A 14,636-nucleotide genomic window follows, 5' to 3' on the forward strand; every position below is an offset into this window, starting at 1 on the left:
CCTCCTAATATGAAAATCGATAATTGTTTGTATACGTGAAGCTTGGGTTACGCAATTATTTCATGCGTGCTAGTTGTTGACGGATACGTTTGTAATCGCCAGCTGAAACCATTGAAGCTTTACGCAATTGACGACGTTGTTTTTTTGTTTTGCCGTGGAAACGGTGACTGGTAAAGGCACGGAAGCGTTTCAATCCGCCGCCGCCAGTGCGTTTTACGCGTTTTGCTAATCCGCGGTGTGTTTTTTGTTTTGGCATAACTAATTTCCTCCTCAAAATCTTTCGTTATCTGACTTTAAACTGAAACTCAGTGAGTCATTATTTATCGTTTTTTGGTGCTAATACTAAGAACATACTGCGGCCATCCATTTTTGGCTTTTGCTCAACAGTTGCCAAATCAGCAGTTTCTTCCGCCAAACGATCTAACACTTTCTGACCAATTTCTTTATGGGTAATGGCACGGCCTTTGAAACGGATCGAAGCTTTCACTTTGTCCCCTTTTTCAAGGAATTTACGTGCATTACGCAATTTTGTGTTGAAATCATTGACGTCGATCGTTGGACTTAAACGAACCTCTTTAATGTTGATTACTTTTTGTTTCTTACGAGCTTCACGGTCTTTTTTCTGTTGCTCAAAGCGGAATTTCCCGTAATCCATAATTCTTGCTACTGGCGGCTTAGCATTTGGTGCCACCAATACCACATCAAGGTTTGCTCGTTCTGCAATTTGCAATGCTTCAGCTTTACTCTTTACACCAAGTTGTTCGCCGTTTTGATCAATCAAACGCAATTCACGTGCACGAATGCCGTCGTTTACCATCATATCCTTTGCTATGGTCATTCACCTCCGAGTTTTTTGAGAGAAAGAAAAGCTTGTCGATTCGAAATCAGACAATAAAAAAACGAGTTCTTCACGAACCCGCACGTACTCCACACAAATAAATGGTAGGAATCCTATTCTGCCCAGCGATATCTTCACTCAGGCGAGAAGCGGGTGCTTCTGCTTTTATTTCTCAACTTTTATAGTATACTGCTTTTCCCTCTTATTGTCAACAGTTTTCATGATTGTTTCAAAAAAAAGCCAGAGCATACGCTCCGACTTTTGTGTTTCTTATTCTGCTTTCAACGCAGCCATCGTGATGTAGTTGTATGGTTGGTTGAAGTGAGGCAAGAAGAAGATATCTAATAGCTTCATCTTGTCGATCGTTACGCCTTCTTCGATCGCTAGTGAGAACATGTGGATGCCCATTGCGATTTCAGATGTACGTGACGCCATTTGTGCACCAACGATGCGGCGTGTTTCTTCTTCATAGACGATGCGGATCTTAACTGTCGCATTTTCTTTCATGAAGCCTGGTTTTTGGGTATCTTCGTAATCAGAGTATTTCACTTTCATGCCATTACGTTCGGCAGCTTCGACTGACAAGCCCGTTGAAACCATGTTGTAGCCGAAGATCGAAATCCCGTTTGATCCTTGAACACCCGTTGATTCTAAAGAAGTTCCGCCGATATTATGGGCAGCGACGATCCCTGAACGTACGGCATTCGTTGCTAATGCGATATACGTTGTTTGTTGCAAAGCATTTGAGTACACAGTTGCACAGTCACCGACTGCGTAAACATCTGCATCGCTTGTCCGTTGATGGCGGTCCACTAAGTACGCGCCGTTAGCAAACAATTCCAAATGATCTTTGCCTAGCTCGTTGTTTGGTAAGAAACCGATCGCGTTGATCACTAGATCAACTGGGTATTCGCCGTTGTCTGTTACAACTGCTTCTACTTTCTCTGTTCCTTTGTATTCACGTGCTAATTCACCGAAATGCAATTCAATGCCATTGTCAGCTAAGTTTTTGTCCATATCATCTGTGAACCATTTGTCGTAGTAGTTTGGCAATGCCCGTGTCGCTGCATCAAAAAGCAACACATTTTTGCCACGGCGTTTTGCTGCTTCAGCAATTTCAACACCGATGTAACCAGCACCGATAACGGCAACGTTTTTCACGTCTTCTGAGGCTAACTCTTTATCAACCGTTTGTCCGTCTTGGAATTTTTTCAAGAAATGGATGTTTTTCAAGTCACGTCCAGGTACTTTTGGTGAAATCGGAACAGAACCAGTTGCGATGACAACTTTGTCATAAGATTCAACGATCGTTTCACCTTCACTGGTCACAGCGTGTACTTCTTTTTTCTCAAAATCGATATGGTCAACCACTGTTTCCATATGGATTTTTGCACCTTTTGCTTCAAAATCTTCACGTTTTGTATAGAACAAGCCTTCGTATGAATCGATTTGACGTCCAACCCATAAAGCAGTCCCACAACCTAGGTAGCTTAAGTTTGTATTACGGTCGATCATTACGACCTCTTGGTCTTTGTAGTTATCTAATAGTGTATTGGCAGCAGCAATCCCCGCGTGGTTTGCACCGATAATAACTGTTTTTGTCATGGAAAATTTCCTCCTTTTGTTTACATTGTCATTATAGCTCGCTTGTGAATTTGAAAACTATCAACTTTTTCGCAATTTTAAAAATTTGTGACAGTTTTTCGTTGATATACGTCACTTTCAGCGGGTTAAGTTTCTATATCAAAATTATTTTCGTCTTGCAAGCAAAAAGATTGTGAAAAAATATGTATTCAAAATCAAAGATTTTCCTTGTTATAAAAGCATTCTGCAAACCGATTGAATAAATTTCACAATACCCCACCGCTTTTTCGCAACTATTGCGGCAGCGATCCGCCGTGTTATACTGAAGAGAAAAACAGATAGGATGGAATCTTGATGAAGAAAAAAATCGTATTGCCACTACTGCCCTTATTGTCGGCATTAGAGCCACAGGATTTTTATTTAGAAGAAGAACTGCTTTTCGAAGGTGCTTTCTTCGAAGGCGGTGAATATAGCTATGATGCTTGCAAAAACCTCATCTTGAAGCAATGTCATTTCAAGAAAGTGACGATGCAAAAAACACGCTTGAGTCAATGGGAATGCCAAAACGTTCTTTTTGAGAATTGCGATTTTTCTAATCTGGAATGTTTTGGCGCTAGCTTTCATCGGGTTCACTTTAAACAATGTAAATTGACTGGTACGAATTTTGCGGAAAGCTATTTCCGTGACTGTACCTTTGAAGATTGCGTGGCGAACTTTGCTTCTTTTAGCAATACCAATTTACGGACGATGCTGTTTCGTCAGTGCCAACTAAACGACAGTGAGTTTTATGAGATGGATTGGAAACACTTATCGCTACAAGAAAACCAGTTGAACAATAGCAACTGGTTTCACACAAAATTAGCAACTCTAGATTTTCGGACCAATCAATTTCAAAAGATCGCGTTGTCCTTTGAACAATTGCGGGGACTAACAGTCGATCAAGAACAAGCCTTGGTCATCGCCGCCGGTCTAGGTTTGGTGATCGACTAACGAATTCTGCGCCATAAAGCAATCAACATCCAGACGGATAACACTAAACTAATCAGCAAGGCAATGCCCCAACCGAAAATACTATTGGTAAAAGGCAGCGGAACATTCATGCCAAAGAAACTGGTGACGATGGAAGGCACAGTCAATAAGAGGGACCAAACAGTCAAAAACTTCATGGTATCATTCAAGTTATTGTTTAACAGATTATTGTAGGTTCCAGATAGTTGCTCTAAAATTTGAAAAGCCAGCAACGTCATTTCCACTGCCTGTTTGGCTTCGATCAGGGCATCATCCAGCTGTTCCCGCTCGTCATCATCCATCAAACGATAAATGGATAACGCTTTGATCTGCTCCAAGAGGACCGCATTTTGTTTCGTAGCAGAGACTAAAAAAACCAGTCCAACTTCCAAATCAGACATTTGCAGCAGGTTTTTATTGGTGGTTTTTTCCCGTAGTCGCTGATTCAAGCGAATCCGCTCACTATTGACTTCTTCGACTAGCGGAAAAAACGTGCCAGAAATCAAGAATAAGCTTTGAAACAAAAAATGAATGGGCGTTTGCAGCGGGTTTTGCAGGATCAAGCGCTCCATCATTGGAATCACATAACGGGTATTGTGGGATGCAAAAGTAAAGAGTTGCTTCCTTTTTAAAATAAACGTCATCGGGCTGGTCTCAAAATGATTGTCACGCTTTTCTTGCTGAGGTACATTGAAAACCAGCAGCAATGCTTCCTCTTCGGCATCATATTCGACCCGTGCGCGTTCATTTTTATCTAAAGAGTACGTAAGCATCTCGTCAGACAAATGATATTGTTTTTGCAGTGCCATCACGCTTTTTGCGTCTTGTTGGTCGACTTGAATCCATTCATAGTTTCCGTCATAAAAGACATGTTTGTTTTCCACAATCCATCCTCCACTCTTGCTTTCATCTATTATAAAAGAAAACAGCCAGAAGCCCAATCAAAGGACTTTCCTGGCTGTATCGGCTATTACTTATTTACGGGCGTCTTTCAAGGCCTCTTCCACCATTGTTAAAACGGCCTGTGCCGCTTGTGGGTCTTCGACAAAATTGAATTGATCGCCATCGATCTGGATTTTTGGACTCTCATTGTATTCTTCGTACCACTGATCATAGCGTTTGTTCAACTCTTTGTAGTAGTCGTATAACGAAGGATCAAAGGTCAATTGTTCGTATTCCCGTCCGCGTTTTTCAATACGCTCCAACATCGTTTCAAAAGAAACGCGAATATGCACTAAAAGATCTGGATGCTTTTTGTGGGCTGCATACGGCAGCTCTTCCAACATATTGGCTAACAATTCATCATAGACTTTGACTTCGGTATCGGTTGCTCGCCCAAGGTCCGCATTTAAATGGAACAACAGTGAATCCTCATAAATGGAACGGTCCAAGACGTTATTGTCGTCTTTCATGGCTTGCTTGATACTTTCAAATCGTTTATTTAAGAAATAGATTTGCAGTAAAAACGCATATTTATTTGGATCTGCATAAAATAATGGTAACACTTCATTGTCATCGATCGATTCATAAAAGGCTTGACTGCCAAAATGATTGGCGATCAATGCGGTCAAACTTGATTTACCGGCACCAATCGTTCCTGCTAATACGATCACGCTCATATCCCCCAACTCACTCATCACTAAATATTGTATGTTGCCTTTGCGATACCAACTATACAATACTATATCTTGTGCCGTCAACTGAAACTTTCGAAGCACAGATCAAGATTTTTTTCAATAAAAGTTTAAAGATTTTTGCTTTTTTTTGAAATCTCATACGGAATGCTTAACGAAAGAGCCTTCTTCTAGTAAAATAGGAAAGGATCTTTAATTAAATTGTGTTTTCGTCAGGAGATAGTTACAATTGACTGACAAACGATAAATGAATCATGTGGGGTAAGCTCCCTAGAGAAATGAGGAAAATAATGTCAATTGGTACTGGCATAGCTACAGGAAAAATCATCTTAATGGGTGAACATTCAGTTGTTTACGGTGAACCAGCAATTGCTTTCCCTTTTGCGGGAGCAAAAGTACAAGTCGAGATCACAGCAAATGAAACAAACACCTTGATTTCAAGTTACTATCACGGTCTGCTTGAAGAAGTCCCCAGCCACTTAAAAAATGTCAAAGACTTGCTGCATCGTCTGCAACAAGATTTCCACACGGGTCCTTTTGCAACCTCCATCGTCAGCACCATCCCTTCTGAACGGGGAATGGGTTCTAGCGCGGCGGTCGCTGTTGCACTGACTCGCGCTTTTTTTGATTGGATCAAAAAAGACTTTACAAAAGAAGAATTGATGACCTATGTCAACTTTTCTGAAAAAATCGCTCACGGCAATCCTAGCGGGATCGATGCTGCGGCAGCCAGTGGGACAGATGCCATTTACTTTATCAAAGGGCATCCCATCACTTCGTTTCCCCTCACGATCGACGGTTATTTGCTCGTCGCTGATACTGGCATCAAAGGGCAAACGAGAGAAGCTGTCAAAAGTGTCGCCCATCTTTTTGAAACCAGCAAGCAGCTGGCTAGTCAAGCGATCCAGCGTTTAGGGATCGAAACCAAAAGAGCCAAAGAGGCCATCATAGCCAATCAATTAGAAATATTAGGCGAAAGCATGAACAATGCCCATCAGGCACTGCAGCAGTTAGGGGTCAGCAATCAGCAACTGGATCAGTTGGTTTCCTCAGCATTGGCACACGGGGCTTATGGGGCGAAGCTGACCGGCGGGGGCCGGGGCGGCTGTATGATCGCACTAACCAAAACGAAGGAACAGGCTGAGAACATCAGCCGTATTTTATTGTCCGATGGCGCTCGTGCGGCATGGATACAAGGATTAGGAGTTTATGAACATGTATAAGGGAAAGGCTCGTGCCTACACGAATATCGCATTGATCAAGTATTGGGGAAAACAAGACGAAACCTTCATTTTACCGATGAACAATAGTTTGTCCCTGACCCTCGATGCTTTTTACACAGAAACAACGGTGGCTTTTTCACCCGATTTTACGCAGGATCGCTTTACGCTGGATGGCGTAGTGCAAACAGACGCTGCCACCAAAAAAGTTGCGGACTTTTTGGATCTGGTACGAAAAAAAGCGGACTGCCCGTGGTATGCCACGGTGGAAAGTCAAAATTTTGTTCCAACCGCTGCCGGACTTGCCTCTTCTGCCAGTGGATTAGCGGCATTGGCGGGTGCCTGTAGTGAAGCATTGGACTTAAACTTGTCGGAGCAAGAGTTATCCCGTTTGGCCCGTCGCGGTTCTGGTTCGGCGTGTCGGAGTATCTACGGCGGCTTTGCTGAATGGCATCAAGGTACCGATGAGACTTCTTTTGCCACCCAAGTGACGTCGAATGGCTGGGAAGAAGAATTGAGTATGATCTTTATTTTGATCAACGCACAAGCCAAAGAAGTCTCCAGTCGTGAGGGGATGCGCCGAACCGTTGAAACCTCGAGCTTTTATCCGGGTTGGCTTACTGCCACTGCGACCGATCTCGTGAAAATGAAACAAGCGATTGCCGAGAAAGACTTTACTGCTTTAGGTGAAACGACCGAGGCCAACGCCTTGAAAATGCATGGAACGACCTTAGCCGCCGAACCACCTTTTACTTATTGGTCTTCTGAATCTTTAAGAGCTATGGAATGTGTCCGAATGCTGCGAAAAAAAGGATTGGCTTGCTATTTCACGATGGATGCTGGTCCCAATGTCAAAGTTTTATGCCAAAAACAAGAAGAACAAATGATTTTACGTGAATTAAGTGCTCACTTTGCCTCAGAACAATTAGTAACTGCTCACGCGGGTAAAGGATTAGCCTTTTTACCGGTGGAAGAATCTTCCGCCATCAACTAAGAAGCCATTAAGAAGCCATCGATTAGGAGTGTCGAAATGATTGAACTATCCGTTCCCGGAAAACTATTTATTGCTGGTGAATACGCGGTTGTCGAACCTGGTCATCCTGCAATCATCGTTGCCGTTGACCAATTTATCACGGTCACTGTTGAAGAGGCCCGTAAAAACGGCAGCATCCAGTCTGCCCAATACAGCGACCTGCCGATTCGCTGGACGCGTCGCAAAGGCGAATTAGTCTTAGACCACCGGGATAACCCGTTCCACTATATTTTGGCAGCCATTCGTCTGACGGAAAAATATGCCCAAGAAAAAGGCATCCCCCTTTCCTTTTACGATTTAAAAGTGACCAGTGAACTGGATAACTCGAACGGTCGCAAATATGGCCTCGGTTCCAGCGGTGCCGTGACTGTTGCCACGGTCAAAGCATTGAATCTGTACTATCAAATGGAAATGGATCGGTTGACCCAATTCAAAATTGCGGCTCTTGCCCATCTCGCTGTTCAAGGCAATGGGTCGTGCGGTGATATTGCGGCCTCTTGCTATGGCGGCTGGATCGCTTTTTCAACCTTCGATCACGACTGGGTCTTAGCCAAACAAAAAGACCATACCTTAACAGAATTGATCGCTTTCGATTGGCCAGGATTATCGATCCGTCCCTTGACGGTTCCGAAATCGCTTCGACTGCTGATTGGCTGGACAGGCTCTCCAGCCTCCACCTCTGACTTAGTGGATCAAGTCTATCAATCCAAAGAAGAAAAAGAAAACGCCTATGCGGCCTTTTTAGCAGCCAGCAAAGACTGCGTCAATCGATTGATCGACGGCTTCTTAAATGAAGACAGTCGCACGATCAAAAAAATGATCACGGAAAATCGAAAGCTCCTGCGGGAGTTGTCTGCACTGACTGGTGTACCGATTGAAACCCCCGCACTTAAAAAGCTTTGTGATCTAGCAGAAAATTATTGTGGCGCAGCCAAATCTTCCGGTGCCGGCGGCGGCGATTGCGGCATCGTGATCGTTGACCAGAAAACCGGTATTTTACCATTGATGAGTGCGTGGGAAAAAGCCGAGATCACCCCCTTGCCGCTGCATGTTTACCATTACCGGGAGGACCTATCATGAATCGAAAAGATGAACATGTTTCCTTAGCAAAAGCGTTCCATAAAGAACACAGCAACGATTTTGATGCAGTTCGCTTGGTCCACCAATCATTTCCACAAATTGATGTGGCTGATGTGTCGATTGCGACAACTGTCTTTGATCGCTCATTTTCCAGCCCTTTTTTCATCAATGCCATGACGGGCGGCAGTGAAAAAACCTTAAAAATCAACCAAGAGTTAGCAGAGATCGCACAAGCCTGTGAGTTGATGATGGCAACCGGCTCCGTTTCGGCTGCCTTAAAAGACCCAAGTGTCGCCGACTCTTTCCGTATCGTCCGTAAAGCCAATCCTGACGGCTTCTTATTAGCCAATATTGGCGCGGGCAGTCCCGTTGAAAATGCACAACGGGCAGTGGAATTGTTTGGTGCCGATGCCTTGCAGATCCATCTTAATGCACCGCAAGAATTAGTGATGCCCGAAGGTGATCGTCAATTTAGCCAATGGCTGTCCTTATTGGAAAAAACGATTGCTTCCGTTGCCGTTCCGATTGTCGTCAAAGAGGTCGGCTTTGGGATGTCCCGTGAAACGATCCAGCAGTTACTGGCGATCGGCGTACAAACCATTGATGTTGCTGGCAGCGGCGGCACAAGTTTTACTCAAATCGAAAATGCTCGCCGGAAAAAACGTGAATTGGCGTATCTAGATACCTTCGGCCAATCCACCGTGATTTCCTTGCTGGAAGCAAACGAGATCCAACAACCCTTTACCCGCATCGCTTCAGGCGGGGTTCGAGATGCTTACGATATCTTCAAAGCACTTTGCCTTGGTGCAGATAGTGTAGGACTATCAGCCACGATCCTCGTGCTGCTTTTGTCAAAAGGCAAAGAAGAAACCATCGCCACCTTACAATCATGGAAGGAACAGCTACAGCTGCTCTACACTATGGCAGGACAGACAAGTACCAAAGACCTCACCAAGGTCCAGCTGATTTTTTCTGGCGCTGTCAAAGAGTGGTGTGAAGCACGTCAAATTCCCTTAGCAAAGTATAGTTTGCGTTAAGCGATCCAATCGCTGACTACCACATCAAATAAGTAAAAGCAGTATAATTCGTTTTTTATTGTACTGCTTTTTTTGTGCGCTTTTCTTTATAATAGAGAATTCTCCATTTAACATTTGGATATCAACGTTATTTAATCGCTACTTGATAATCACTTTCATTATCAGGTACGTTGTTTTTTTACCATCTTGTTTTCGAATGTGCTATGCTCAAGTTGAGGGAGGAACAATCGATTATTTCTTGAGAAAAGGATCGGTTTTTCATTCCTAGACTACATTCAAAAGGAGGCGTTTCTTATGAGTAAATCAGAATCGTCGGCTGTTTTTTCAACGATCGCTTGTTTGCTATTGATGGCAACTGGCTTTCTTATGGCATCTTTTTCCATTCCTTATAGCTTTGTCCCTTATCTGTTAGCGATTCTTGCTGGTGGTTGGAAACAAACCTGGGAAGGCACGCAAGAATTGGTGCACGACAAACGGTTGAACGTCGATCTATTGATGGCATTAGCCGCCATTGGTGCCTGTATCATTGGTCATTGGTTTGAAGGGGCGATGCTGACCTTTATCTTTTGTTTGAGCGGTGCCCTTGAGGAATATACGACCAACAAAAGTACGCGAGAAATTAGTTCATTAATGGCACTGCAACCAACGACTGCCTTAAAAATGATTGAAAGTGGCGAGCTCGTCGAAGTACCAGTAGAAGCCCTTCAGTTAAAAGATACGATTATGGTGGCAAAAGGCAGTGCGATCCCGATCGACGGTATCGTGATCCAAGGAAACAGCAGCGTTGATGAGGCGGCCATCAGTGGCGAATCCATTCCTGTCGAGAAACGTTTAGGCAGTGAAGTCTTTAGCGGAACCATCAACCTCGGGCAGCCATTGTACATTGAAGTTACCCAAACGAGTGAAAACACCCGCTTTGCAAAAATCATTCAATTGGTGGAAGAAGCACAGCAAATGCCAAGTCAAACGGCGACCCTGATTGAAAAAATCGAACGGATCTATGTGCCGATCGTCTTGATCGCCGTCCCGCTAATGATCGTTTTGTGTACGTTTTTCACGAATTGGGGGTTCCAAGAAAGCTTTTATCGCGGCATGGTCTTACTGGTGGTGGCATCTCCTTGTGCCTTAGTCGCCTCTGCTACTCCTGCGACCTTAGCAGCCATTTCTCACGCTGCTCGTTTAGGCGTTTTATGTAAAGGCGGACAAGCCTTGGATGCCTTTGCCAATGTCAAAGCGATCGCTTTTGACAAAACCGGAACGCTGACTCGCGGTAAACCTGCTGTCACTGATGTCCATCTGTTGCTGGATGAACCCTTTATTCCCCAACTGATCGTCGGGATGGAAAAACAATCAAATCACCCATTGGCTGAGTCGATCTTGGCGTATTTTCATGATGAAAAGCCGTTGGAATTAGCCGTGGAAGAACAAGCGGGAGTCGGTCTAGCCGCCACTTACCAAGCTGCCCATTGGACGATTGGAAAAGAAGTCGATCTAACCTCTGTTGCTGCCAGTGAGCAAACCCGCATCCAAGAATTAAAAGCAGCCGGAAAAACCTTGATTTATATCAATCGTGACCGTGTATTAGCAGGATATTTAGCGCTATTGGATCAGCCCCGTCCTGAAGCTCGTGAAAGTCTTGCCTACTTCAATGAGCAGGGGATTCACACGACGATGCTGACGGGTGATCATTTAGGTACTGCCAAAGTGATCGCCGCAGAAATCGGCTTGTCTGACTACGAAAGTGATTGCCTGCCTGATGAGAAAACCACTCGTATCAAAGAAATGAAAGAAACCTACCAAATCAATGCGATGGTCGGTGATGGGATCAATGATGCTCCAGCCTTAGCGACCGCAAGTGTAGGGATCGCGATGGGCGAAGGAACAGATGTCGCAATGGATGTGGCGGACATCGTCTTGATGAAAAATGATTTGCTGCGTTTGGTCGACAGTCACCGTTTGGCTAAGAAATTACAGCGGATCATCAAACAAAACATCGTCTTTTCTATCAGTGTCATCTTGTTGCTGATCGCTTCAAACTTCCTTGAATTTCTCACGCTACCTCTAGGGGTCGTGGGTCATGAAGGAAGCACGATCTTAGTTATCTTAAACGGGTTGCGTATGCTTTTGCCATTACACAAAGAAACACCCCAGCAAGCCAAACCAACCCGCAAAGATTGCGATGATTGTGTCTTGTATCAACAGTCTTTGCATACGTGACCACTATTTGCACTAGCAAAAACGCCCATTGTTGGCACTTCACTAGAAGTCCATCAACGGGCGTTTTGCTGTTTTTTCCTATTTATGCGTGATTGGCAAGTTGCTCCGTGTAGAGTTTGCCATCGTACATCTTAAAGAATGGATAATAGCAGAGAATGGAAACCCCTAAGTTGATCAAAGCGATCAGGATGGCTCGGAAATCACCGCCGGTTCCTAAAAACGCCCCAATTCCGACTGGTGAAATCCAGGGAATTCCCGTAATGACTTTATCGACAAAGCCAAACGAGCTAGCAAAGTAAGCAATCGTCACGTTGATCATAGGGGTTATGATAAAGGGGATGATCAAATACGGATTGTAGACGATCGGTGCCCCGAAGATCACTGGTTCATTGATGTTAAAAAGCCCCGGTAAGATCGCTGCTTTTCCTAAGACTTTGAGCTGTTGTGATTTTGCCACAAACAGCATCAATAAAACCAATCCAAGTGTACTTCCTGCGCCGCCCATAAAAATATACATGTTCACGAAATCCCCAGCAAAAATATTATTGGCACCATCGATATTTTCAGTTAGAGCCACCAACAGGATGGGATTGATGAAACTATTTTTAATAACTGCCGTCCCATGAACCCCCACTGCCCATAAGAGGTGGATAAGGAGCATAATCACGATGATTCCTAACCAAGAACCCGTCAACTCTTTCACGAATTCAAAGGGTTTGGATAGCAATCCGTGAAGATCCGTGTGGAAAGCCGCCAGTACTCCATTGATCACGACCATCAAAAAGGCAATCAAAATCGCTGGGATCAATGACGCAAATGCTTTGCTGACTCCATCAGGAACTCCTTCAGGCATCTGGATGGTGATCTTTCTTTTTACACAAAAACGATAGACTGACGTAGCAATTACTGCGGTGATAATCCCGATGAAGATCCCTACTCCACTGAAGCGAGTGATCCAACCGCCTAAAGCGACCCCATTGTAAACAATGGCGGTTTCGCTTTCTGATTGTAGCAATTGTGCAGTACCATCTGTGATATCGACTTGAATGATCGTCATTAAAAAAGCAAACAAACTTAATAACGCTCCTACAAAACTGCTCATAGTCAAATGCTCTTCTTTATGATAAATCTCAGTTAAATAATACCCTGTTGCTAAACAATAAAAAACAGCAATCGAACCGACAGACATGGTAGTTACGACACTATAAAGCGGCGAAAATCGTAAAATCGTTTGTTCGAAAAAGCTAGCCAGTGGCGGAATGATTTGTGGTAAATTATTAATGATCAAAAAAATCGATCCGACGATCGTAAAAGGGACCGTAATGATCCCTGCTTGCATGATTGCGCGAATAAAGCGTAAATTCGCCAACTTATTCAAAGGCGGCATCAAACGCGTTTCTAAAAAGGTAAAAACACTTGTCATCGTTACTCCTCCAACGAAGGGATTGCCCCTTCTTCAATCAGCTTTTGATACCAATAAAAGCTGTCTTTTCTCACTCGTTTTTGTTCTTTTTCCTCTGCATCATTGCGATCTACGTAAATAAAACCATACCGTTTTCGAATCCCTTCATGCACACTAATCAAATCAATGGCAGACCACGGGCTATATCCGATCAGATCCACCCCAGCATTGATCGCGGCTAAGCATTGATTGATATGCTGCGACAAATAATCGATACGGTACGGATCATGAACCGTGCCATCTGCTTCTAGATGGTCTTCGGCCCCTAAGCCATTTTCGGTAATGATGATCGGTAAGTGGTAACGATCATAGAGTGTTTGCAACGTCGTTTTCAGCCCCAAGGGATCGATGGTCCAATTGAAGGCATTTTTCTTCAAGAACGTATTGGTGAACCCTTTGTAAAAACCACGCTCCATAATGTCTTCGCTTTGCTGATCACTGATGCCGTTTTTCATGTCCCCAGCTTCCGTCGGCTGCTCCACTGTCACCGTGGTGTAGAAGTTCATTGCGACAAAGTCAGGCAGAGCCTGTTTCATCAACGCCTCATCTTCCGGACCAAAGTCGATCGTGAGGCCGTTTTGGTTCAAATAATCTTGAAAGACCGTATTGTAACGACCGAAGCAGGCGAAATCAAGGTACGCCCAGTTCCGGACACTGTTGAAATACAGCGCTGCTTGGTTGTCTTCTGGTCGACTAGTCGCCGCATAGACCAACGAAATATTCGGCACCGGTCCGATTTTGCCATTCGGTACGATTTCATGACACGCTTCGAAAGCATATTTTTCAGCGATCATCAGGTGATGAAATTGCTGGTATTTTTCTGATAATGGAATCTTTTTCCCTAATATTTTTTGATCCACCAACAGCATGATATTTGGTTCATTGATCGTCAGCCAGTGCGTCACTCGATCCCCATAGGCTGTAAACAGCGTTTTGGCGTATGCGGCAAATGCCTCAACGGTGCTGCGTTTTGTCCAGCCGCCTTCGTCTTCCAATGCTTGCGGCAAGTCAAAATGGTTCAACGTTACAAAGGGCTGAATGCCGTGTTTCAGCAATTCATCAATGACATCGCTGTAATGATCCAATCCTTTTTGATTAATAGTACCGCGCCCTTCTGGAAAAATTCGCGACCAAGCGATCGAAAAACGGAAAATTTTGATCCCCATTTCTGCTAACAAGGCGATATCCTCTTTGTACTGGTGGTAATGGTCGACAGCCACAGTAAAATCCGCGATCATGTGGTTGTCTCTTGGACGAGTATCTTGGACACTCAGCCCCTTGCCGTCGGTTTGATACGCCCCTTCGGTTTGGTGAGCGGAAATCGATGCTCCCCATAAAAAATCAGTTGGAAATGTTTGTTTCATATCGTACTCCTTATCCTAAATAAGATGCGTTTAACATCTTAGAATTATTGCTTGCATGGCAAAGACAATATTCTGAATTATCTCTTATTTTTCGCACTAAAGCAAAAAATAACTCCTGTCAAGTAAGACCCTTTTGAAGATGTGCTACTTAGACAAAAA

Annotated in this window: 13 protein-coding genes and 1 other annotated feature; of the genes, 6 read left to right on the plus strand and 7 right to left on the minus strand. The window is 44.0% G+C overall.

Annotated features, from left to right (window positions below; all coding sequences use genetic code 11):
• Positions 1-55: 55 nt before the first annotated feature.
• From rpmI to nox, 3 genes are all read right to left on the minus strand, one after another.
• Positions 56-256, minus strand: a complete 201-nt coding sequence (gene rpmI / locus IGI78_RS13750; RefSeq protein WP_003128650.1) for a 50S ribosomal protein L35 — start codon at positions 254-256, stop codon at positions 56-58.
• Between the two features lie 60 nt (positions 257-316).
• Positions 317-838 carry a translation initiation factor IF-3 gene (gene infC, locus IGI78_RS13755; protein ID WP_005228103.1) on the minus strand — a complete coding sequence of 174 codons (522 nt, stop codon included), beginning with the start codon at positions 836-838 and terminating at the stop codon, positions 317-319.
• Between the two features lie 47 nt (positions 839-885).
• Positions 886-1,009 (minus strand) — a sequence feature (ribosomal protein L20 leader region).
• A gap of 99 nt (positions 1,010-1,108) precedes the next feature.
• Complete coding sequence (nox, locus tag IGI78_RS13760; protein WP_368255450.1) at positions 1,109-2,443, minus strand: H2O-forming NADH oxidase; 1,335 nt, start codon at positions 2,441-2,443, stop codon at positions 1,109-1,111.
• 333 nt (positions 2,444-2,776) lie between these two features.
• On the opposite strand from nox, the gene IGI78_RS13765 reads away from it, so the two are divergent.
• Complete coding sequence (locus IGI78_RS13765; protein ID WP_430618089.1) at positions 2,777-3,412, plus strand: pentapeptide repeat-containing protein; 636 nt, start codon at positions 2,777-2,779, stop codon at positions 3,410-3,412.
• On the opposite strand, the gene IGI78_RS13770 is transcribed toward IGI78_RS13765, so the two are convergent.
• Together IGI78_RS13770 and IGI78_RS13775 are read right to left on the minus strand one after the other, a co-directional pair.
• Positions 3,409-4,314, minus strand: a complete 906-nt coding sequence (locus IGI78_RS13770; RefSeq protein WP_086291675.1) for a magnesium transporter CorA family protein — start codon at positions 4,312-4,314, stop codon at positions 3,409-3,411. The two genes, IGI78_RS13765 and IGI78_RS13770, sit on opposite strands and share 4 nt — an antisense overlap.
• 90 nt (positions 4,315-4,404) lie before the next feature.
• Complete coding sequence (locus IGI78_RS13775) at positions 4,405-5,049, minus strand: deoxynucleoside kinase (protein ID WP_008379503.1); 645 nt, start codon at positions 5,047-5,049, stop codon at positions 4,405-4,407.
• 305 nt (positions 5,050-5,354) lie between these two features.
• Between IGI78_RS13775 and mvk the strand changes: the two genes are divergently transcribed.
• The 5 genes from mvk (at position 5,355) to IGI78_RS13800 (ending at position 11,651) form a co-directional block, all read left to right on the plus strand.
• The gene (mvk, locus tag IGI78_RS13780) at positions 5,355-6,287 is read left to right on the plus strand and encodes a mevalonate kinase (RefSeq protein WP_015510390.1); all 933 of its coding nucleotides are present in this window, start codon (positions 5,355-5,357) and stop codon (positions 6,285-6,287) included.
• Positions 6,280-7,278 (plus strand): diphosphomevalonate decarboxylase, encoded by a 999-nt coding sequence (mvaD, locus tag IGI78_RS13785; protein WP_195266183.1) that lies wholly within the window; start codon positions 6,280-6,282, stop codon positions 7,276-7,278. Before mvk ends, mvaD begins: the two co-directional genes overlap by 8 nt.
• A gap of 36 nt (positions 7,279-7,314) precedes the next feature.
• Positions 7,315-8,397 carry a phosphomevalonate kinase gene (locus IGI78_RS13790; RefSeq protein WP_016609860.1) on the plus strand — a complete coding sequence of 361 codons (1,083 nt, stop codon included), beginning with the start codon at positions 7,315-7,317 and terminating at the stop codon, positions 8,395-8,397.
• Positions 8,394-9,434 carry a type 2 isopentenyl-diphosphate Delta-isomerase gene (gene fni / locus IGI78_RS13795; RefSeq protein ID WP_096741741.1) on the plus strand — a complete coding sequence of 347 codons (1,041 nt, stop codon included), beginning with the start codon at positions 8,394-8,396 and terminating at the stop codon, positions 9,432-9,434. Before IGI78_RS13790 ends, fni begins: the two co-directional genes overlap by 4 nt.
• A gap of 294 nt (positions 9,435-9,728) precedes the next feature.
• A complete protein-coding gene (locus IGI78_RS13800; RefSeq protein WP_195266184.1) occupies positions 9,729-11,651 on the plus strand; it encodes a heavy metal translocating P-type ATPase in 1,923 nt (640 codons plus the stop codon).
• An 82-nt stretch (positions 11,652-11,733) separates the two neighbouring features.
• Here IGI78_RS13800 and celB read toward each other — a convergent pair whose 3' ends face one another.
• Positions 11,734-13,074 (minus strand): PTS cellobiose transporter subunit IIC, encoded by a 1,341-nt coding sequence (gene celB, locus IGI78_RS13805; RefSeq protein WP_195266185.1) that lies wholly within the window; start codon positions 13,072-13,074, stop codon positions 11,734-11,736.
• Between the two features lie 2 nt (positions 13,075-13,076).
• The gene (locus IGI78_RS13810; RefSeq protein ID WP_077452225.1) at positions 13,077-14,477 is read right to left on the minus strand and encodes a glycoside hydrolase family 1 protein; all 1,401 of its coding nucleotides are present in this window, start codon (positions 14,475-14,477) and stop codon (positions 13,077-13,079) included.
• Positions 14,478-14,636 lie beyond the last annotated feature (159 nt).

This window comes from Enterococcus sp. DIV1767 (assembly GCF_050542585.1).
GTDB lineage: Bacteria > Bacillota > Bacilli > Lactobacillales > Enterococcaceae > Enterococcus_D > Enterococcus_D innesii.

Bases quoted from the DNA above. Each gene is read 5' to 3' on its own strand.
- rpmI (WP_003128650.1), bottom strand. From the start codon at position 256: ATGCCAAAACAAAAAACACACCGCGGATTAGCAAAACGCGTAAAACGC.
- infC (WP_005228103.1), bottom strand. From the start codon at position 838: ATGACCATAGCAAAGGATATGATGGTAAACGACGGCATTCGTGCACGT.
- nox (WP_368255450.1), bottom strand. From the start codon at position 2,443: ATGACAAAAACAGTTATTATCGGTGCAAACCACGCGGGGATTGCTGCT.
- IGI78_RS13765 (WP_430618089.1), top strand. From the start codon at position 2,777: ATGAAGAAAAAAATCGTATTGCCACTACTGCCCTTATTGTCGGCATTA.
- IGI78_RS13775 (WP_008379503.1), bottom strand. From the start codon at position 5,049: ATGAGCGTGATCGTATTAGCAGGAACGATTGGTGCCGGTAAATCAAGT.
- mvk (WP_015510390.1), top strand. From the start codon at position 5,355: ATGTCAATTGGTACTGGCATAGCTACAGGAAAAATCATCTTAATGGGT.
- mvaD (WP_195266183.1), top strand. From the start codon at position 6,280: ATGTATAAGGGAAAGGCTCGTGCCTACACGAATATCGCATTGATCAAG.
- IGI78_RS13790 (WP_016609860.1), top strand. From the start codon at position 7,315: ATGATTGAACTATCCGTTCCCGGAAAACTATTTATTGCTGGTGAATAC.
- fni (WP_096741741.1), top strand. From the start codon at position 8,394: ATGAATCGAAAAGATGAACATGTTTCCTTAGCAAAAGCGTTCCATAAA.
- IGI78_RS13800 (WP_195266184.1), top strand. From the start codon at position 9,729: ATGAGTAAATCAGAATCGTCGGCTGTTTTTTCAACGATCGCTTGTTTG.
- celB (WP_195266185.1), bottom strand. From the start codon at position 13,074: ATGACAAGTGTTTTTACCTTTTTAGAAACGCGTTTGATGCCGCCTTTG.
- IGI78_RS13810 (WP_077452225.1), bottom strand. From the start codon at position 14,477: ATGAAACAAACATTTCCAACTGATTTTTTATGGGGAGCATCGATTTCC.